The organism is Streptomyces roseifaciens (assembly GCF_001445655.1).
Taxonomy (GTDB): domain Bacteria; phylum Actinomycetota; class Actinomycetes; order Streptomycetales; family Streptomycetaceae; genus Streptomyces; species Streptomyces aureoversilis.
In genome coordinates, this window is record NZ_LNBE01000004.1 from 1438691 (window position 1) to 1457476 (window position 18786).

The 18786-nt window shown below is 71.1% G+C and carries 17 protein-coding genes; 15 read left to right on the top strand and 2 right to left on the bottom strand.

Annotated features, from left to right (window positions below; translation table 11 throughout):
• Positions 1-42 precede the first annotated feature (42 nt).
• The 11 genes from pdxS to AS857_RS23635 all read left to right on the top strand — a co-directional run bounded on the left by pdxS (position 43) and on the right by AS857_RS23635 (position 11999).
• On the top strand, positions 43-957 hold the full coding sequence (gene pdxS / locus AS857_RS23585; RefSeq protein WP_030365296.1) for a pyridoxal 5'-phosphate synthase lyase subunit PdxS: 915 nt from the start codon (positions 43-45) through the stop codon (positions 955-957).
• A gap of 80 nt (positions 958-1037) precedes the next feature.
• On the top strand, positions 1038-1628 hold the full coding sequence (gene pdxT, locus AS857_RS23590; RefSeq protein WP_058045262.1) for a pyridoxal 5'-phosphate synthase glutaminase subunit PdxT: 591 nt from the start codon (positions 1038-1040) through the stop codon (positions 1626-1628).
• Between the two features lie 64 nt (positions 1629-1692).
• On the top strand, positions 1693-2445 hold the full coding sequence (locus AS857_RS23595) for a YebC/PmpR family DNA-binding transcriptional regulator (protein WP_058045263.1): 753 nt from the start codon (positions 1693-1695) through the stop codon (positions 2443-2445).
• Positions 2446-2567: 122 nt separating this feature from the next.
• Entirely contained in the window at positions 2568-3119 is a 552-nt protein-coding gene (ruvC, locus tag AS857_RS23600) for a crossover junction endodeoxyribonuclease RuvC (RefSeq protein ID WP_058045264.1), read from the top strand.
• The gene (gene ruvA, locus AS857_RS23605; RefSeq protein WP_058045265.1) at positions 3116-3733 is read left to right on the top strand and encodes a Holliday junction branch migration protein RuvA; all 618 of its coding nucleotides are present in this window, start codon (positions 3116-3118) and stop codon (positions 3731-3733) included. The genes ruvC and ruvA overlap by 4 nt, the downstream gene beginning before the upstream one ends.
• A 137-nt stretch (positions 3734-3870) precedes the next feature.
• On the top strand, positions 3871-4959 hold the full coding sequence (gene ruvB, locus AS857_RS23610; protein WP_058045266.1) for a Holliday junction branch migration DNA helicase RuvB: 1089 nt from the start codon (positions 3871-3873) through the stop codon (positions 4957-4959).
• Positions 4960-5120: 161 nt separating this feature from the next.
• Positions 5121-5621 carry a preprotein translocase subunit YajC gene (gene yajC, locus AS857_RS23615; RefSeq protein ID WP_058045267.1) on the top strand — a complete coding sequence of 167 codons (501 nt, stop codon included), beginning with the start codon at positions 5121-5123 and terminating at the stop codon, positions 5619-5621.
• 147 nt (positions 5622-5768) lie between these two features.
• Positions 5769-7604 (top strand): protein translocase subunit SecD, encoded by a 1836-nt coding sequence (gene secD / locus AS857_RS23620; protein WP_058045268.1) that lies wholly within the window; start codon positions 5769-5771, stop codon positions 7602-7604.
• A 1-nt stretch (position 7605) separates the two neighbouring features.
• Positions 7606-8727 (top strand): protein translocase subunit SecF, encoded by a 1122-nt coding sequence (gene secF, locus AS857_RS23625; RefSeq protein ID WP_058045269.1) that lies wholly within the window; start codon positions 7606-7608, stop codon positions 8725-8727.
• Positions 8724-9290 carry an adenine phosphoribosyltransferase gene (locus tag AS857_RS23630; RefSeq protein WP_058045270.1) on the top strand — a complete coding sequence of 189 codons (567 nt, stop codon included), beginning with the start codon at positions 8724-8726 and terminating at the stop codon, positions 9288-9290. The genes secF and AS857_RS23630 overlap by 4 nt, the downstream gene beginning before the upstream one ends.
• A 192-nt stretch (positions 9291-9482) precedes the next feature.
• Positions 9483-11999, top strand: coding sequence for a RelA/SpoT family protein (locus tag AS857_RS23635; protein ID WP_058045271.1), 2517 nt, complete (start codon positions 9483-9485; stop codon positions 11997-11999).
• 56 nt (positions 12000-12055) lie between these two features.
• On the opposite strand, the gene AS857_RS23640 is transcribed toward AS857_RS23635, so the two are convergent.
• The gene (locus AS857_RS23640; protein ID WP_058045272.1) at positions 12056-13285 is read right to left on the bottom strand and encodes a DUF349 domain-containing protein; all 1230 of its coding nucleotides are present in this window, start codon (positions 13283-13285) and stop codon (positions 12056-12058) included.
• 253 nt (positions 13286-13538) lie between these two features.
• Complete coding sequence (locus AS857_RS23645) at positions 13539-14357, bottom strand: peptidylprolyl isomerase (protein ID WP_058045273.1); 819 nt, start codon at positions 14355-14357, stop codon at positions 13539-13541.
• Positions 14358-14543: 186 nt separating this feature from the next.
• Here AS857_RS23645 and AS857_RS23650 point away from each other — a divergent pair, with 186 nt between their 5' ends.
• The 4 genes from AS857_RS23650 (at position 14544) to AS857_RS23665 (ending at position 18701) form a co-directional block, all read left to right on the top strand.
• Positions 14544-15266, top strand: a complete 723-nt coding sequence (locus AS857_RS23650; RefSeq protein ID WP_058045274.1) for an MBL fold metallo-hydrolase — start codon at positions 14544-14546, stop codon at positions 15264-15266.
• 10 nt (positions 15267-15276) lie between these two features.
• A complete protein-coding gene (hisS, locus tag AS857_RS23655) occupies positions 15277-16539 on the top strand; it encodes a histidine--tRNA ligase (protein ID WP_058045275.1) in 1263 nt (420 codons plus the stop codon).
• A 59-nt stretch (positions 16540-16598) separates the two neighbouring features.
• Positions 16599-17261: a vitamin K epoxide reductase family protein gene (locus AS857_RS23660; RefSeq protein ID WP_058045276.1), complete on the top strand. Its 663-nt coding sequence runs from the start codon at positions 16599-16601 to the stop codon at positions 17259-17261.
• 81 nt (positions 17262-17342) lie between these two features.
• Positions 17343-18701, top strand: coding sequence for a replication-associated recombination protein A (locus tag AS857_RS23665; protein ID WP_079110581.1), 1359 nt, complete (start codon positions 17343-17345; stop codon positions 18699-18701).
• The last annotated feature ends 85 nt before the right edge of the window (positions 18702-18786 follow it).

Consider the following 18786-nt stretch of genomic DNA (forward strand, 5'->3'; position numbering starts at 1 on the left):
TGAGGGGCGCAGCATCACCGCCCTTGATAGTGAGGTCACAACGTGTCCAGCACGGTCCCCAGCACGTCCACCACCCCTGAGACCGGTACCGCCCGCGTCAAGCGCGGCATGGCCGAGCAGCTCAAGGGCGGCGTGATCATGGACGTCGTCAACGCCGAGCAGGCGAAGATCGCCGAGGACGCGGGCGCGGTCGCGGTCATGGCCCTCGAGCGGGTGCCGGCCGACATCCGCAAGGACGGCGGCGTGGCCCGGATGTCCGACCCCAACATGATCGAGGAGATCATCGGGGCCGTCTCCATCCCCGTCATGGCCAAGTCCCGCATCGGCCACTTCGTCGAGGCCCAGGTCCTGCAGTCGCTCGGCGTCGACTACATCGACGAGTCCGAGGTCCTCACCCCGGCCGACGAGATCAACCACTCCGACAAGTGGGCCTTCACCACCCCCTTCGTCTGCGGTGCCACCAACCTGGGCGAGGCCCTGCGCCGCATCGCCGAGGGCGCGGCCATGATCCGCTCCAAGGGCGAGGCCGGCACCGGCAACGTCGTGGAGGCCGTGCGCCACCTGCGCCAGATCAAGAACGAGATCGCCAAGCTGCGCGGCTTCGACAACAACGAGCTGTTCGCCGCCGCCAAGGACCTGCGCGCCCCGTACGAGCTCGTCAAGGAGGTCGCCGAGCTCGGCAAGCTGCCGGTCGTCCTCTTCTCCGCCGGTGGCGTGGCCACCCCGGCCGACGCCGCGCTGATGCGCCAGCTCGGCGCCGAGGGCGTCTTCGTCGGCTCCGGCATCTTCAAGTCCGGCGACCCGGCCAAGCGCGCCGCCGCCATCGTGAAGGCCACCACCTTCTACGACGACCCGAAGGTCATCGCGGACGCCTCCCGCAACCTCGGCGAGGCCATGGTCGGCATCAACTGCGACACCCTGCCCGAGGCCGAGCGCTACGCCAACCGCGGCTGGTAACACACCGCTTCCCCGGCTGGGCGGCCCGCGCACACAGCGGGCCGCCCAGCCGTCGTCCAGACCCGAGACGGAGAAACCCCGTGTCCACCCCCACCATCGGCGTCCTCGCCCTGCAGGGCGACGTCCGCGAGCACCTCGTCGCCCTCGCCGCCTCCGACGCGCTCGCCCGCCCGGTCCGCCGCCCCGAGGAGCTCGCCGAGGTCGACGGCCTGGTGATACCCGGTGGCGAGTCCACCACCATGTCCAAGCTCGCCGTCGTCTTCGGCATGCTGGAGCCGCTGCGCGAGCGCGTGCGGGCCGGGATGCCCGTCTACGGCACCTGCGCCGGCATGATCATGCTGGCCGACAAGCTGCTGGACGGACGTGAGGACCAGGAGACGCTCGGCGGCATAGACATGATCGTCCGCCGCAACGCCTTCGGCCGGCAGAACGAGTCCTTCGAGGCGGCCGTCGACATGGCGGGCATCGAAGGCGGCCCCGTCGAGGGCGTCTTCATCCGCGCCCCCTGGGTCGAGTCCGTCGGCGCCACGGCCGAGATCGTCGCCACCCACGACGGCCACACCGTCGCGGTCCGCCAGGGCAACGTGCTGGCGACGTCCTTCCACCCGGAGCTCACCGGCGACCACCGGGTCCACGCCCACTTCGTGGACATGGTGCGCGCAGCCCAGTAGCCCGGCCCCGGTAGGATCTCAGTCGTTCGTTCTCAGAATTTGGTTACGCGAAGGAGACAGGCGGATGTCCGGCCACTCTAAATGGGCTACGACGAAGCACAAGAAGGCCGTGATCGACGCCAAGCGCGGCAAGCTCTTCGCGAAGCTCATCAAGAACATCGAGGTCGCGGCTCGCATGGGCGGCGTCGACATCGAGGGCAACCCGACGCTCTACGACGCCATCCAGAAGGCGAAGAAGCAGTCCGTCCCGAACAAGAACATCGACTCCGCGGTCAAGCGCGGCGGCGGTCTTGAGGCGGGCGGCGCCGACTACGAGACGATCATGTACGAGGGTTACGGCCCGAACGGCGTTGCGGTCCTCATCGAGTGCCTCACCGACAACCGCAACCGCGCCGCCTCCGACGTGCGCGTCGCCATGACCCGCAACGGCGGCTCCATGGCCGACCCGGGCTCGGTGTCCTACCTGTTCAACCGCAAGGGCGTCGTGATCGTCCCCAAGGGCGAGCTCAGCGAGGACGACGTGCTCGGCGCCGTCCTGGACGCCGGTGCCGAGGAGGTCAACGACCTCGGCGAGTCCTTCGAGGTCCTCAGCGAGGCCACCGACCTCGTCGCGGTCCGCACCGCCCTCCAGAAGGAAGGCATCGACTACGACTCGGCCGAGGCCAACTTCGTCCCCACCATGCAGGTGGAGCTCGACGAAGAGGGCGCGCGCAAGATCTTCAAGCTGATCGACGCGCTCGAGGACAGCGACGACGTCCAGAACGTCTTCGCCAACTTCGACGTCTCGGACGAGGTCATGGCGAAGGTCGACGCGTAAGGCTTCCGACTGCGGTCGGCCGACGGGCCGGCGGGACACTCGTCCCGCCGGCCCGTCGGCATGATCGGCCGTTGTCAGTGGCAGCCGATAGCCTGCCGGGGCAGGTGAGCCAAGGAGGGGCGATGCGGGTACTGGGCGTGGACCCGGGGCTGACGCGCTGCGGCGTCGGCGTGGTGGAGGGCACGGCGGGCCGCCCGCTGCGCATGGTCGGCGTGGGCGTCGTCCGCACCCCCGCCGAGGCCGACACCGCCGACCGCCTGGTCCTCATAGAGCGCGGCATCGAGCAGTGGCTCGACGAGCACCGGCCCGAATTCGTCGCCGTGGAGCGCGTCTTCAGCCAGCACAACGTCAGCACGGTCATGGGCACCGCCCAGGCCAGCGCCGTCGCCATGCTGTGCGCAGCCCGCCGCGGCCTGCCCGTCGCCCTGCACACCCCCAGCGAGGTCAAGGCCGCCGTCACCGGCTCCGGCCGGGCGGACAAGGCCCAGGTCGGCGCCATGGTCACCCGCCTCCTGCGGCTCGACGCACCGCCGAAGCCGGCCGATGCCGCCGACGCCCTGGCCCTGGCCATCTGCCACATCTGGCGCGCCCCGGCCGCCGGCCGCCTGCAGCAGCTCGCCGCGGCCCAGCGCCGCACCACCGCACCCGTCCGCCTCCCGAAGGGCACCCGATGATCGCCTTCGTCTCCGGCCCCGTCGCCGCCCTCGCCCCCGACACCGCGGTCGTCGAGGTCGGCGGCATCGGCATGGCCGTCCAGTGCACGCCCAACACCCTCTCGGGCCTCCGCATCGGCCAGCAGGCCCGCCTCGCCACCTCCCTCGTCGTCCGCGAGGACTCCCTGACCCTCTACGGCTTCGCCGACGACGACGAGCGCCAGACCTTCGAGCTGCTGCAGACCGCCAGCGGCGTCGGGCCCCGCCTCGCCCAGGCCATGCTCGCCGTGCACAGCCCCGACGCCCTGCGGCGCGCCTTCGCCTCCGGTGACGAGAAGGCCCTGACCGCCGTGCCCGGCATCGGCAAGAAGGGCGCGCAGAAGCTGCTGCTGGAGCTGAAGGACCGGCTCGGCAAGCCCGTCGGCTCGGCCGCCCCGGCCGCCGCCCCCGCCGCCGCGGGCTGGCGCGATCAGCTCCAGGCCGCGCTCGTCGGCCTGGGCTACGCCACCCGCGAGGCGGACGAAGCGGTGGAGGCGGTGGCCCCCCGGGCGGAGGCCGTCCTCGCCGACGGCGGTCAGCCGCAGGTCGGCCAGCTGCTGCGGGCCGCGCTGCAGACGCTGAACCGGGCGCGATGAGCAGGATCCGGTGCGGCCCGGAGGGTGGTTCGTGCCCACCCTCCCTCCCCATAGCCTGAACGGCACGGGGGCACCCCCATCGCCGTGCGGAACGCCTGCCCACAGACCGACAAGCATTCAACCGTGAGGTTCAACCCGTGAACTGGGACGACGAATCCGCATACGCGGAGCCCCCCGCAGGCGACCGCCTCGTCGCCACCGGCGCCGACGGCGAGGACCGGGCCGTCGAGGCCGCGCTGCGCCCCAAGGACCTCGGCGAGTTCGTCGGCCAGGAGCGCGTGCGCGAGCAGCTCGACCTCGTCCTCAAGGCCGCCCGGGCCCGCGGCGCCACCGCCGACCACGTGCTGCTCTCCGGAGCCCCCGGCCTCGGCAAGACCACCCTCTCGATGATCATCGCGGCCGAGATGGGCGCCCCCATCCGCATCACCTCCGGCCCCGCCATCCAGCACGCGGGCGACCTCGCCGCGATCCTCTCCTCCCTCACCGAAGGAGAGGTCCTCTTCCTCGACGAGATCCACCGCATGTCGCGGCCCGCCGAGGAGATGCTCTACATGGCCATGGAGGACTTCCGCGTCGACGTGATCGTCGGCAAGGGCCCCGGCGCCACCGCCATCCCCCTGGAGCTGCCGCCGTTCACCCTCGTCGGCGCCACCACCCGGGCCGGCCTGCTCCCGCCCCCGCTGCGCGACCGCTTCGGCTTCACCGGGCACATGGAGTTCTACGCCCCCGCCGAGCTGCAGCGCGTGGTGCACCGCTCGGCCCGGCTGCTGGACGTGGAGATAGAGGACCGGGGCGCCGCCGAGATCGCCGGCCGCTCCCGCGGCACCCCCCGCATCGCCAACCGCCTGCTGCGCCGCGTCCGCGACTACGCCCAGGTCAAGGCCGACGGGGTGATCACCCGCGAGATCGCCGCCCAGGCCCTCGACGTCTACGAGGTCGACGCCCGCGGCCTCGACCGGCTGGACCGCGCCGTCCTGACCGCCCTCCTCAAGCTCTTCGGCGGCGGACCGGTGGGCCTGTCCACCCTGGCCGTGGCCGTCGGCGAGGAGCGCGAGACGGTCGAGGAGGTCGCCGAGCCGTTCCTCGTCCGCGAGGGGCTGCTGGCCCGCACGCCCAGGGGCCGCATCGCCACCCCGGCCGCGTGGGAGCACCTCGGCCTCGTCGACGACGCCGGAACGGCGGGCCGGGCGGGCACCCCTCCCCAGCAGGGCCTCTTCGGAGGGTGACGGCGCGGGGGCTGGTCGGGTCAGGAACCACGGTGCCATGCTGGGCGTTGTTCCATAGGCGCGGACTCGCTTAGACTCCGCCGATGCCGTCCGTACCGGCGCGGCATACCACCCCCGTAGAAGGCCGCACCCCCGCGGTCGTGTGAAGGAAACCCCGTCCCGTGAATATCGTGACTCTCCTGCCGTTCATCGTGCTCATCGGGGCCATGTTCCTGATGACGCGATCGGCCAAGAACAAGCAGCGCCAGGCGGCGCAGATGCGCGACCAGATGCACCCGGGCACCGGCGTGCGGACGATCGGCGGCATGTACGCCACCGTCAAGGAGGTCAGCGACGACACGGTCCTCCTCGAGGTGGCCCCGGGCGTCCACGCGATCTACGCGAAGAACGCCATCGGCGCCGTCCTGGAGGACGCCGAGTACAACCGCATCGTTCACGGGATCGAGCCGCACGAGTCCGAGACCCCTGTCGTCCCGGACGACGCCTCGTCGCTGACCGAGTCCGAGGCCCCGGCCGACAAGAAGATCGACCTGGGCAAGGGCGAGGCCGCCGAGGGCGAGAAGGCCGCCGAGCCGGAGTCCAAGGACGCCGAGAAGGCCGCCGAGGACACCAAGGACGCCAAGCGGGACGGCAAGCAGGACGGCGACGCCGACGCGAAGTAGCCCTTCGAGGAACCGCGGAGCACTGCTGGGGCAGTGCGCCGCGGTTCCCTGACGGTCTAGGCTCCGGCGGGGGGCAGGTCCCCACAACATTCGTGGCCGCCCGGCGAACGCACGGAACCGGGCGGTTGGACAGGGAGAAACGACAAGGTGGCAGCACCGAAGAAGGGCCGCAGGTCCCCGGGCGGCCAGGGCAGGCCGGGCCGGGTCCTGGCCCTGATCCTGATCGCCATGGTGGCGCTCACCGGGGGGATGTTCGCCTCAGGGCGCACCACGCCGCGGCTGGGCATCGACCTCGCGGGCGGCACCAGCTTCACGCTGGAGGCCAAGAACGAGCCCGGCAAGCCCAATGCGATCAACCCGACCAATATGAACACCGCGGTCGGCATCATCGAGCGGCGTGTCAACGGTCTGGGCGTCACCGAGGCCGAGGTCCAGACGCAGGGCGACAACCACATCATCGTGAACATCCCCAAGGGGACGAACGCGAAGCAGGCCCGCCAGCAGGTCGGAACCACCGCCAAGCTCGGCTTCCGCCCCGTGCTGTCCGTGGCCCCCGGTGCCAAGAACGAGCCCACTCCCGACGCCTCGTCCCCCGGCAAGGACAAGGACGCCAAGGACAAGGACGGCAAGACCAAGCCGTCCGGCTCGCCTTCCGCCTCCGCCTCCTCCTCGGCCTCGGGCGCCCCCTCCGCGAGCGCGAGCCCGCGCCAGCAGGGCCGCCCGGTCACCGACGCCGTCAAGGCCGACGCCACCCCGTCCGCCTCGGCCGTCGCCAAGGACGACAAGGCGAAGGACGAGAAGAAGGACGACGCCAAGAAGGACGAGGGCAAGAAGGACGACAAGTCCAAGGAGCCCACGCCCTCCCCGGCCGACGTCGCCGCGCTGCAGAAGAAGCTCGACGCCCTGGACTGCACCACCCCCGAGGGCCGCGCCAAGGCGAGCGAGGCCGCGGCGGGCGCCAAGACGACCGACGTCATCGTGGCCTGCAAGAAGGACGGCTCGGCCAAGGAGATCCTCGGCCCGGTGTCCGTCGAGGGCACCGGCGTCACCGGCGCCGACGCCGTCTTCGACAGCCAGCAGGGCCGCGGCTGGCTCGTCCAGCTGAAGTTCGACTCCAGCGGCTCCAAGAAGTTCGCGGACGTCACCGGCCAGCTCGCCGGCAAGCAGCCCCCGCAGAACCAGTTCGCGATCGTCCTCGACGGCGAGGTCGTCTCCGACCCGTCCGTCTCGACCTCGATCACGGGCGGCCAGGCGGAGATCTCCGGCGGCTTCACCCAGGCCAGCGCCCAGGACCTCGCCAACGTGCTGTCCTACGGCGCCCTGCCGCTGTCCTTCGACGTCGTCACCGAGCAGACGGTCACCGCCGCGCTCGGCGGTGAGCAGCTGCGCGCCGGTCTGCTCGCCGGCGCCATCGGCCTCGGCCTGGTGATCATCTACCTGGTCGCGTACTACCGCGGTCTCGCGCTCGTCGCCCTCGCCAGCCTCCTGGCCTCGGCGATCCTCACGTACACGATCATGGTGCTGCTCGGCCAGGCCATCGGCTTCGCGCTGAACCTGCCGGCCGTCTGCGGTGCGATCGTCGCGATCGGCATCACCGCCGACTCCTTCATCGTCTACTTCGAGCGCATCCGCGACGAGATCCGCGACGGACGCACCCTGCGCCCGGCCGTCGAGCGCGGCTGGCCGCGCGCCCGGCGCACGATCCTGGTCTCCGACTTCGTGTCCTTCCTGGCCGCCGCGGTGCTCTTCATCGTCACCGTCGGCAAGGTGCAGGGCTTCGCGTTCACGCTCGGTCTGACCACGCTCCTCGACGTCGTCGTGGTCTTCTTCTTCACCAAGCCGCTGATGACGCTCCTCGCCCGGCGCAAGTTCTTCGCCAGCGGCCATCCGTGGTCCGGGCTCGACCCCAAGCGGCTCGGCGTCAAGCCGCCGCTGCGGGCCTCCCGCCGCCCCTCCGCCCCCGTCGACCCCAAGGAGGCGTGAGATGTCCAAGCTCGGCAATCTCGGCGCCCGGCTCTACCGCGGCGAGGTCGGCTACGACTTCGTGGGCAAGCGGAAGATCTGGTACGGCATCTCGATCCTCATCACCATCACGGCCATCGTCGGCCTGGCGGTGCGCGGCCTGAACATGGGCATTGAGTTCTCCGGCGGCGCGGTCTTCACCACGCCCAGCACCTCGGTCTCGGCCGAAGCGGCCCGGGAGACCGCGGAGCAGACCTCCGGTCACACCGCGATCGTCCAGAAGCTCGGCAACGGCCCGCTGCGCGTCCAGGTCAGCGACCTCACCACCGAGCAGTCGCGCGCCACCCAGGAGGCCCTGGCCAAGCAGCTGGGCGTCTCCACGGACAAGGTCAACACCGACATCGTGGGCCCGAGCTGGGGTGACGAGATCGCCAAGAAGGCCTGGTACGGCCTGGGGATCTTCATGATCCTTGTGGTGATCTACCTGGCGATCGCCTTCGAGTGGCGCATGGCCATCGCCGCCCTGATCGCCCTGATCCACGACCTCACCATCACCGTCGGTGTCTACGCACTGGTCGGCTTCGAGGTCACCCCGGGCACCGTGATCGGTCTGCTCACCATCCTCGGTTACTCCCTCTACGACACCGTCGTCGTCTTCGACGGTCTGAAGGAGGGCGCGAAGGACATCACGAAGCAGACCCGCTTCACCTACAGCGAGATCGCCAACCGCAGCCTCAACGGCACCCTGGTGCGTTCGATCAACACCACGGTGGTCGCGCTGCTGCCGGTCGCCGGCCTCCTGTTCATCGGCGGCGGCTTCCTCGGCGCGGGCATGCTCAACGACATCTCGCTCGCCCTGTTCGTCGGCCTCGCGGCCGGTGCCTACTCGTCGATCTTCATCGCCACGCCGCTGGTCGCGGACCTCAAGGAGCGCGACCCGCAGATGAAGGCCCTGGCCAAGCGGGTGCGCGCCAAGCGTGCCGCCCAGGCCGCCAAGGGCGAGTCGGGCGAGGAGCCGCGCGACGAGGTCCCCGGCGACGAGGAAGAGGAGACCGAGGACCCCGCCGGTGTCGTCGGTCCCCGCCAGTCCGCCGCCCGCGCCCGCGGCACCCGCGGCGGCCGCCCCCAGGGGAAGCGCCGATGAGCACCACGGGCGTCGGCACGGCCGACGAGAAGCTGCGTGACCTGCTGCTGACGCACATCCACGACGTGGCCGACTATCCGAAGCCGGGCGTGATGTTCAAGGACATCACCCCCCTGCTCGCCGATGCCACGGCGTTCGCCGCCCTGACCGACGAGCTCGCCGCGCTGTGCAAGCGCCACGGCGCCACCAAGGTCGTCGGCCTGGAGGCGCGGGGCTTCATCCTCGGTGCCCCGGCCGCCGTCCGCGCGGGGCTCGGCTTCGTGCCCGTGCGCAAGGCCGGCAAGCTCCCCGGAGCCACGCTGGCCCAGGCCTACGAGCTGGAGTACGGCACGGCGGAGATCGAGATGCACGCCGACGCCGTCGGCCCCGGCGACCGCGTCCTCGTCATCGACGACGTGCTGGCCACCGGCGGCACCGCCGAGGCCTCGCTCCGGCTGATCCGCCGGGCCGGCGCCGAGGTCGCCGGTGTCGTCGTGCTCATGGAGCTCGGCTTCCTGCCGGGCCGCGAGCGGCTCGCGGACGCCCTCGGCGACGCCCCGCTGGAGGCGCTGATCACGGTCTGACGCGCCTCTGACCTGCCCTGCAGGGCAGGACCGGCACGCACTGCGCAACGCGGGGCGGGCCCCGGGGAAGACCCCGGGGCCCGCCCCGCGTTCTTCTGAGCACAGCCGGGTGCGCGGCAGCCCCGCCGTCCGGGTCGATACCATGGTTGTCCGGACCTGATCGGGGGGCCGGACCCCGCATGAGGAGTGCTCTTGCCAGACGAGGCCCAGCCGCTCACCGCCGCACAACCGGACAAGCCGTCTCCCGAGGCCGCGGCGGCCGCGGGCACGCCCAAGGGCCGCCCGCAGAGCGCGCCTGAGTCCACGCCCCGGCCGCCGGCCGGCCCCGGCGCGGGCAGCGGACCGAAGAGCCAGGTCCCGGCCGTCGCGGGTACGTCACCCGTCCGGCCCACGCCGCCGCCCAGCGCCCCGCGCCCCGGCTCCTCCAGCCGCGTCCGGGCCCGCCTCGCCCGTCTCGGCGTCCAGCGCTCCAGCCCGTACAACCCGGTCCTCGAGCCGCTCCTGCGCATCGTGCGCGGCAACGACCCGAAGGCCGACGCGACGACCCTGCGCCAGATCGAGCGCGCCTACCAGGTCGCCGAGCGTTGGCACCGCGGCCAGAAGCGCAAGAGCGGCGATCCCTATATCACCCACCCCCTCGCGGTGACCACGATCCTCGCCGAGCTCGGCATGGATCCGGCCACGCTGATGGCCGGGCTGCTGCACGACACCGTCGAGGACACCGAGTACGGCCTGGACGACCTGCGCCGCGACTTCGGCGACCAGGTCGCCCTGCTGGTGGACGGCGTCACCAAGCTCGACCGCGTGCAGTTCGGCGAGGCCGCGCAGGCCGAGACCGTCCGCAAGATGGTCGTCGCCATGGCCAAGGACCCGCGCGTCCTGGTCATCAAGCTCGCCGACCGCCTGCACAACATGCGCACCATGCGCTACCTCAAGCGGGAGAAGCAGGAGAAGAAGGCCCGCGAGACCCTCGAGATCTACGCCCCGCTGGCGCACCGGCTGGGCATGAACACCATCAAGTGGGAGCTGGAGGACCTCGCCTTCGCGATCCTCTACCCCAAGATGTACGACGAGATCGTCCGTCTCGTCGCCGAGCGGGCCCCCAAGCGCGACGAGTACCTGGCCATCGTCACCGACGAGGTCCAGGCCGACCTGCGCGCCGCCCGCATCAAGGCCACCGTCACCGGCCGGCCGAAGCACTACTACAGCGTCTACCAGAAGATGATCGTGCGGGGCCGCGACTTCGCCGAGATCTACGACCTGGTGGGCATCCGCGTCCTCGTCGACACCGTCCGCGACTGCTACGCGGCGCTCGGCACCGTCCATGCCCGGTGGAACCCGGTGCCCGGGCGGTTCAAGGACTACATCGCGATGCCCAAGTTCAACATGTACCAGTCGTTGCACACGACGGTCATAGGGCCCAGCGGCAAGCCCGTCGAGCTGCAGATCCGCACCTTCGACATGCACCGCCGCGCCGAGTACGGCATCGCCGCGCACTGGAAGTACAAGCAGGAGGCCGTCGCCGGAGCCTCCAAGGTGCGCACCGACGTGCCCAAGAACGCCGGCAAGAACCAGGACACCGTCAATGACATGGCCTGGCTGCGGCAGCTGCTGGACTGGCAGAAGGAGACCGAGGACCCGGGCGAGTTCCTGGAGTCCCTGCGCTTCGACCTCTCCCGCAACGAGGTCTTCGTCTTCACGCCCAAGGGCGATGTCATAGCGCTCCCGGCCGGTGCCACCCCGGTCGACTTCGCCTACGCCGTCCACACCGAGGTCGGCCACCGCACGATAGGAGCCCGGGTCAACGGGCGGCTCGTGCCGCTGGAGTCCACCCTCGACAACGGCGATCTGGTCGAGGTCTTCACCTCCAAGGCGCCCGGCGCCGGTCCCTCCCGCGACTGGCTGGGCTTCGTCAAGTCCCCCCGCGCGCGCAACAAGATCCGTGCCTGGTTCTCCAAGGAGCGCCGCGACGAGGCCATCGAGCAGGGCAAGGACGCCATCGCGCGCGCCATGCGCAAGCAGAACCTGCCGATCCAGCGGATCCTCACCGGCGACTCCCTGGTCACCCTCGCGCACGAGATGCGCTACCCCGACATCTCCTCCCTCTACGCCGCCATCGGCGAGGGCCACGTCGCGGCGCAGGGCGTCGTGCAGAAGCTGGTCCAGGCCCTCGGCGGCGAGGACGCCGCCACCGAGGACATCGAGGAGACCACCCCGATCCGCGGCCGCTCCAAGCGGCGCTCCAGCGCGGACCCCGGCGTGATCGTCAAGGGTGTCGAGGACGTCTGGGTGAAGCTCGCCCGGTGCTGTACGCCGGTGCCCGGCGACCCCATCATCGGCTTCGTCACCCGCGGCAACGGCATCTCGGTGCACCGCGCCGACTGCGTCAACGTCGAGTCGCTCTCGCAGCAGCCCGAACGGATCATCGACGTCGAGTGGGCGCCCACCCAGTCCTCGGTCTTCCTGGTCGCGATCCAGGTCGAGGCGCTGGACCGCTCCCGGCTGCTGTCGGACGTCACGCGCGTCCTGTCCGACCAGCACGTCAACATCCTGTCCGCGGCCGTGCAGACGTCCCGGGACCGGGTGGCCACGTCCCGCTTCACCTTCGAGATGGGCGACCCCAAGCACCTCGGTCACGTCCTGAAGGCCGTACGGGGTGTCGAGGGCGTGTACGACGTCTACCGCGTGACTTCGGCCCGACGGCCGTAAGCGCACATGAGTAAGGGGCTCCGGCAATAGCCGGAGCCCCTTACTCATGTGGCTGTTCAGCCGCCGAACTCCTCCAGCCCCTTCAGGGCCTGGTCCAGCAGGGCCTTACGCCCCTCCAGCTCCTTGGTGAGCTTGTCGGCCTTGGCGTCGTTGCCCGCGGCACGCGCCTTGTCGACCTGCTCCTGCAGCTTGTCGACGGCCGCCTGCAGCTGGCCGGTGAGACCGGCCGCGCGGGCCCGCGCCTCGGGGTTCGTGCGCCGCCACTCGGCCTCCTCGGCCTCCTGGATGGCGCGCTCCACCGCGTGCATCCGGCCCTCGATCTTCGGGCGGGCGTCCCGGGGGACGTGGCCGATGGCCTCCCAGCGCTCGTTGATCGTGCGGAACGCGGCGCGGGCCGCCTTCAGGTCGGTGACGGGCAGCAGCTTCTCGGCCTCGACCGCGAGCTCCTCCTTGTGCGTCAGGTTGACCTGCTGCTCGGCGTCGCGCTCGGCGAACACCTCGCTGCGGGCCTGGAAGAAGACGTCCTGCGCGCCGCGGAAACGGCTCCACAGGTCGTCCTCCGCCTCGCGCTGCGCACGGCCGACGGCCTTCCACTCCGCCATCAGGTCGCGGTAACGCGCGGCCGTCGGGCCCCAGTCGGCGGAGCCGGAGAGCGCCTCGGCCTCGGCGACCAGCTTCTCCTTGGCCTTGCGGGCCTCCTCGCGCTGGGCGTCGAGGGAGGCGAAGTGCGCCTTGCGCCGCTTGGAGAACGCCGAGCGGGCGTGCGAGAAGCGGTGCCACAGCTCGTCGTCGGCCTTGCGGTCCAGGCGGGGAAGGCCCTTCCAGGTGTCGACCAGGGCGCGCAGCCGCTCGCCGGCCGACCGCCACTGCTCGCTCGCGGCCAGCTCCTCGGCCTCGGCGACCAGCGCCTCCTTGGCCGTACGGGCCTCGTCGGCCTGCTTGGCCTTGGCGGCCTTGCGCTCCTCGCGGCGCGCCTCGACCGTCTCGACGAGTTTGTCGAGACGGACGCGCAGCGCGGCGAGGTCACCGACGGCGTGGTGCTCGTCGACCTGCGTGCGCAGGTGGTCGATCGCGGTCGTCGCGTCCTTGGCCGACAGGTCGGTGGTCTTGACCCGCTTCTCGAGGAGGCCGATCTCGACGACCAGGCCCTCGTACTTGCGCTCGAAGTAAGCAAGGGCCTCCTCGGGAGACCCGGCCTGCCACGATCCGACGACCTGCTCCCCGTCGGCAGTACGCACGTACACGGTCCCCGTCTCGTCGACGCGGCCCCATGGGTCGCTGCTCACAGCGCCTCCTCCACATGATGCCGAGGCCGGCGTGCGGCCCTCGCGCATCGTCCACAGTTGTTCCGGGCAGGGCCGCGCCCTGGCCGGTCCGACGGCTTGATCATTTGGGTGCGGGTAGCCGCCGGATCAGGCACCCTACACAACGCCAACATAGGCGACCGGCGCCCTGGCTGTCCGTATCCCGCGCGACCGAAATTTCGCTCTGCGGGCAACAACCGGGCACCGGAGGCCTGATCGGGGCGCCGGGCCGGGGTCAGGACTTGGCGACCGTCGCCTTGTCGATGACCACCGTCGCGTTCGGGGCGCCGTCACCGGCGCCCCGCGACTCGCCCGCACCGGCGATCTTCTTGAGCGTCTTCATGCCCTCGGCGCCGATCGTGCCGAAGGGCGTGTACGTCGGGGGCAGCGGGCTGTCCTGGTAGACGAGGAAGAACTGGCTTCCGCCGGTGTGCGGCTGGCCGGTGTTGGCCATCGCCACCGTGCCGGCGGGGTAGACGTTCCCCTTGAGCCTGGAGTCCTTGAGGTTCTCGTCGGGCAGGGTGTAGCCCGGGCCGCCCGAGCCGAGGCCCTTCGGGTCGCCGCACTGCAGGACGTAGATGCCGCTGGTGGTCAGGCGGTGGCACTTGGTGTGGTCGAAGTAGCCCTCGCCGGCCAGGAAGTTGAAGGAGTTGACCGTGTGCGGGGCGTTCGCCGCGTCGAGCTTGACGTCGATCGTGCCGCAGGTCGTCTTCAAGTCCATCGCGTACGCCGCGGACTTGTCGATGCCCATCTCCGGCTCCGACTTCCACGTCTTCGTGGCGGGGGAGCCGGGGGCGGCCTTGGCGCACGGGTCGGGCCCCTTGGACGGCTTCTGGGAAGTCTCGGGGGCGGCGTCGGCGCTGTCCTTCTTGTCGTCACCGGACAGCGCGCCCGTGGCGTAGGCGCCCGCGCCCGCGGCCAGCACCACCGCGAGGCCGGCGGCGATCACCGCGTTCCGGCGGCGGCCCTTGCGCCGGGCCTCCTCGCGACGCTGCTGCTGCCGCTCGAACTTCTCCCGGGCGAGCTGCCGCCGCCGCTGCTCGTTACTGACCACCGGGTCTACTCCTCATACCGATTTGTCCATGTCATGAGCCCTGTGTTGCTGGTGTGCCCGTACCGTATACGGGTTCGCGGCCGCGGGAGTGCCGCCGGTAGGCTCTTGTTCGCAGCCGGTGATCCCCCTGGGGCGCCCCGGCCGCACCGCTGATGAAATTCTGCTGGTCGATCATTAAGGACGAATGTGCTGATTGCCGGGTTCCCCGCCGGGGCCTGGGGGACCAATTGCTATCTGGTCGCCCCCGCCGCCGGCGAGGAGTGCGTGATCATCGACCCGGGCCACCAGGCGGCCCCCGGGGTCGAGGAGGCGCTCAGGAAGCATCGGCTCAAGCCCGTCGCCGTCGTCCTCACCCACGGCCACATCGACCATGTCGCCTCGGTCGTCCCCGTGTGCGGCGCCCACGACGTCCCGGCCTGGATCCACCCCGCCGACCGCTACATGATGAGCGACCCGGAGAAGGCCCTCGGCCGCTCCATCGGGCAGCAGCTCATGGGCGAGCTGACGGTCGGGGAGCCCGACGACGTCAAGGAGCTGACCGACGGCTCGCGCCTCGACCTCGCGGGGCTGGAGTTCACCGTCGCGCACGCGCCCGGCCATACCAAGGGGTCGGTGACCTTCCGGCTGCCCGAGACCTCCGACGTCCCGTCGGTGTTCTTCTCGGGCGACCTGCTGTTCGCCGGCTCCATCGGACGCACCGACCTGCCGGGCGGTGATCACGCCGAGATGCTCCGGTCGCTGGCACGCGTGTGCCTGCCCCTGGACGACTCGACCGTGGTCCTCTCCGGCCACGGCCCCCAGACCAGCATCGGCCGCGAGCGCGCCACCAACCCGTACCTGCGGGAAGTGGCGGACACGCAGCGCGGCTCCGGAGGCGGCCCTACCGCCGCTCCGCGAAGAGGAATGTGACGATTTTCCCGTGAGTACGTTCAAGGCCCCCAAGGGCACCTACGACCTCAAGCCCCCCACCTCCGCCGTCTACCTCGCGGTCCGCGAGGCCATCGCCGCCCCGCTCAAGCGGGCCGGCTACGGCTACGTCGAGACCCCCGGCTTCGAGCAGGTAGAGCTGTTCTCCCGCGGCGTCGGCGAGTCGACCGACATCGTGACCAAGGAGATGTACACCCTCACCACGCGCGGCGGCGACCAGCTCGCCCTGCGCCCCGAGGGCACCGCCTCCGTGCTGCGCGCGGCACTGGAGGGCAACCTCCACAAGGACGGCAACCTGCCCGTCAAGCTCTGGTACTCCGGCTCGTACTACCGCTACGAGCGCCCGCAGAAGGGCCGCTACCGCCACTTCTCGCAGGTCGGCGCGGAGGCCATCGGCGCCGAGGACCCGGCGCTGGACGCCGAGCTGATCATCCTGGCCGTCGACGCGTACAAGTCGCTCGGCCTGCAGAACTTCCGCCTCCTGCTGAACTCGCTCGGCGACAAGGAGTGCCGCCCCGTCTACCGCGCCGCCCTGCAGGACTTCCTGCGCGGCCTGGAGCTGGACGAGGACACCCGCCGCCGCATCGAGATCAACCCGCTGCGCGTCCTGGACGACAAGCGCGAGGACGTCCAGAAGCAGCTCGTCGGCGCCCCGCTCTTCCGCGACCACCTGTGCGAGGCCTGCAAGGCCTACCACGACCAGGTGCGCGAGCTGCTGACCGCCGCGGGCGTCGGCTTCGAGGACGACCCCAAGCTCGTCCGCGGCCTCGACTACTACACCCGCACCACCTTCGAGTTCGTCCACGACGGCCTCGGCTCGCAGTCCGCGGTGGGCGGCGGCGGCCGTTACGACGGCCTGTCCGAGATGATCGGCGGCCCCGCGCTGCCGTCCGTCGGCTGGGCGCTCGGCGTGGACCGCACGGTCCTCGCCCTGGAGGCCGAGGGCATCGCGCTCGACCTGCCCTCGCCGACCGACGTCTACGCGGTCCCGCTGGGCGAGGAGGCCCGCAAGGTCCTCTTCGGCGTGGTCACCGAGCTGCGCCGCAACGGCGTCGCCACCGACTTCGCGTTCGGCGGCAAGGGCCTGAAGAACGCGATGAAGTCGGCCAATCGCTCCGGTGCCCGCTTCGCGGTCATCGCGGGCGAGCGCGACCTGGCCGAGGGCAACGTGCAGCTCAAGGACCTGGAGAGCGGCGAGCAGAAGGCCGTCGCCCTCACCGACGTCGTGGGTGAAGTCCTGGCCAAGCAGGGCTGATTGCATGTCCTCTGGTGCAGAATGGGCGCCAGGGACCGACTGATGGGATCAACGGCGCTATGACCACTTCGGCACTCGACCGCTCCGACACCGACGGCGAGGAGCGGGACGGCCCCGCGACGGGCGCCGCCGGCGGCAGCCGCGCGTTCGCGCTGCTGCTCGTCATCACGGGTGCGCTGGGGCTGCTCGCCGCCTGGGTCATCACGATCGACAAGAACAAGATCCTCGAGGCCAAGGCGGTCGGGAAGACCTTCACCCCCGGGTGCAGCCTCAACCCGATCGTCTCCTGCGGCAACATCATGGAGAGCGAGCAGGCCCACGCCTTCGGGTTCCCCAACCCGATGCTGGGGCTCGTCTGCTACGGCGCGATCATCGCGATCGGCCTGGCGGTGCTCTCGGGCGCCCGCCTGCCCCGCTGGTACTGGCTCGGTATGCAGGCCGGCACGCTCTTCGGCGTCGGCTTCTGCACCTGGCTGCAGTACCAGTCGCTGTACGTCATCGGGTCGCTGTGCCTGTGGTGCTGCCTGGCCTGGGTCGCCACGATCTTCATGTTCTGGTACGTGACCGTGCAGAACATCCGGCACGGCTTCATCCCGCTGCCGGACGGCCCGCGCCGCGCGGTCCTGGAGTTCCACTGGGTGGTCCCGGTGCTGTGGGTCGGCATCATCGGCATGCTGGTCCTCACCCGGTGGTGGGACTTCTGGACGGGCGGCACCGCCTGACCGCCCCGCACCTGGCTTGATCAAGGCCGCCGGACCCCTGGTCCGGCGGCCTTGTCAGTGCCGTGACATAGGGTTTCGGACGTGGAGCCAGACCTGTTCACCGCAGCCGCAGAGGACCGCCAGGAGAAAGACCCGGCGAGCAGTCCCCTGGCCGTGCGCATGCGCCCCCGCACGCTCGACGAGGTCGTGGGGCAGGGGCACCTGCTCAAGCCCGGCAGCCCCCTGCGGAGGCTGGTGGGGGAGGGCAGCGGCGGCCCCGCCGGCCCGTCCTCGGTGATCCTCTGGGGCCCGCCCGGCATCGGCAAGACGACCCTCGCGTACGTCGTCAGCCAGGCCACCAACAAGCGCTTCGTGGAGCTCTCCGCGATCACCGCCGGCGTCAAGGAGGTGCGGGCCGTCATCGACGGCGCGCGCCGCGCCTCCGGCGGCTACGGCAAGGAGACGGTCCTCTTCCTCGACGAGATCCACCGCTTCAGCAAGGCCCAGCAGGACTCCCTGCTGCCCGCCGTGGAGAACCGCTGGGTCACGCTCATCGCGGCCACCACGGAGAACCCCTACTTCTCGATCATCTCGCCGCTGCTGTCCCGCTCCCTCCTGCTGACCCTGCAGGCCCTCACCGACGACGACCTGCGGGGGCTGCTGCACCGTGCCCTCACCGACGAGCGCGGGCTCGGCGGCGCGGTGACCCTGCCGGAGGACGCCGAGGCGCATCTGCTGCGGATCGCGGGCGGCGACGCCCGCCGCGCCCTCACCGCCCTGGAGGCCGGCGCCGGCTCGGCCATCGCCAAGGGCGACGCCGAGATCACCCTGGAGACGCTGGAGGACTCGGTCGACCGGGCGGCGGTGAAGTACGACCGGGACGGCGACCAGCACTACGACGTCGCGAGCGCCCTGATCAAGTCGATCCGCGGCTCGGACGTCGACGCCACGCTGCACTATCTGGCCCGCATGATCGAAGCGGGCGAGGACCCGAGGTTCATCGCGCGCCGGCTGATGATCTCCGCGAGCGAGGACATCGGCCTGGCCGACCCGACGGCCCTGCAGACGGCGGTCGCAGGTGCGCAGGCCGTTGCGCTGATCGGCTTCCCCGAGGCGAGGATCACCCTGAGCCAGGTCGCCATCGCGCTGGCCCTGGCTCCGAAGTCCAATGCCGCGTACCTCGCCATCGACGCCGCCCTCGCGGACGTCCGGGCGGGCCTCGCTGGGCCGGTGCCGCCGCATCTGCGGGACGGGCACTACAAAGGTGCGGAGAAGCTGGGGCATGCGCAGGGGTACCTGTATCCGCACGATCTGCCCGGCGGCATCGCGGCCCAGCAGTACGCGCCTGACACGGTCCGCGACCGACGCTATTACGCGCCGACGCGGTACGGGGCGGAGGCCCGCTACGCGGATGTGGTGGAACGGGTGCGGTCCCGCTTGCGCGGGGAGCAGGAGGGCTGATCAGGGTTCGGCACCGCCGATCACCTCCGGTGGGGGTCGCGCGCCGTCGCGGCGGGATGAGAGCTGCGGGCAGCTCCCCGGTGTT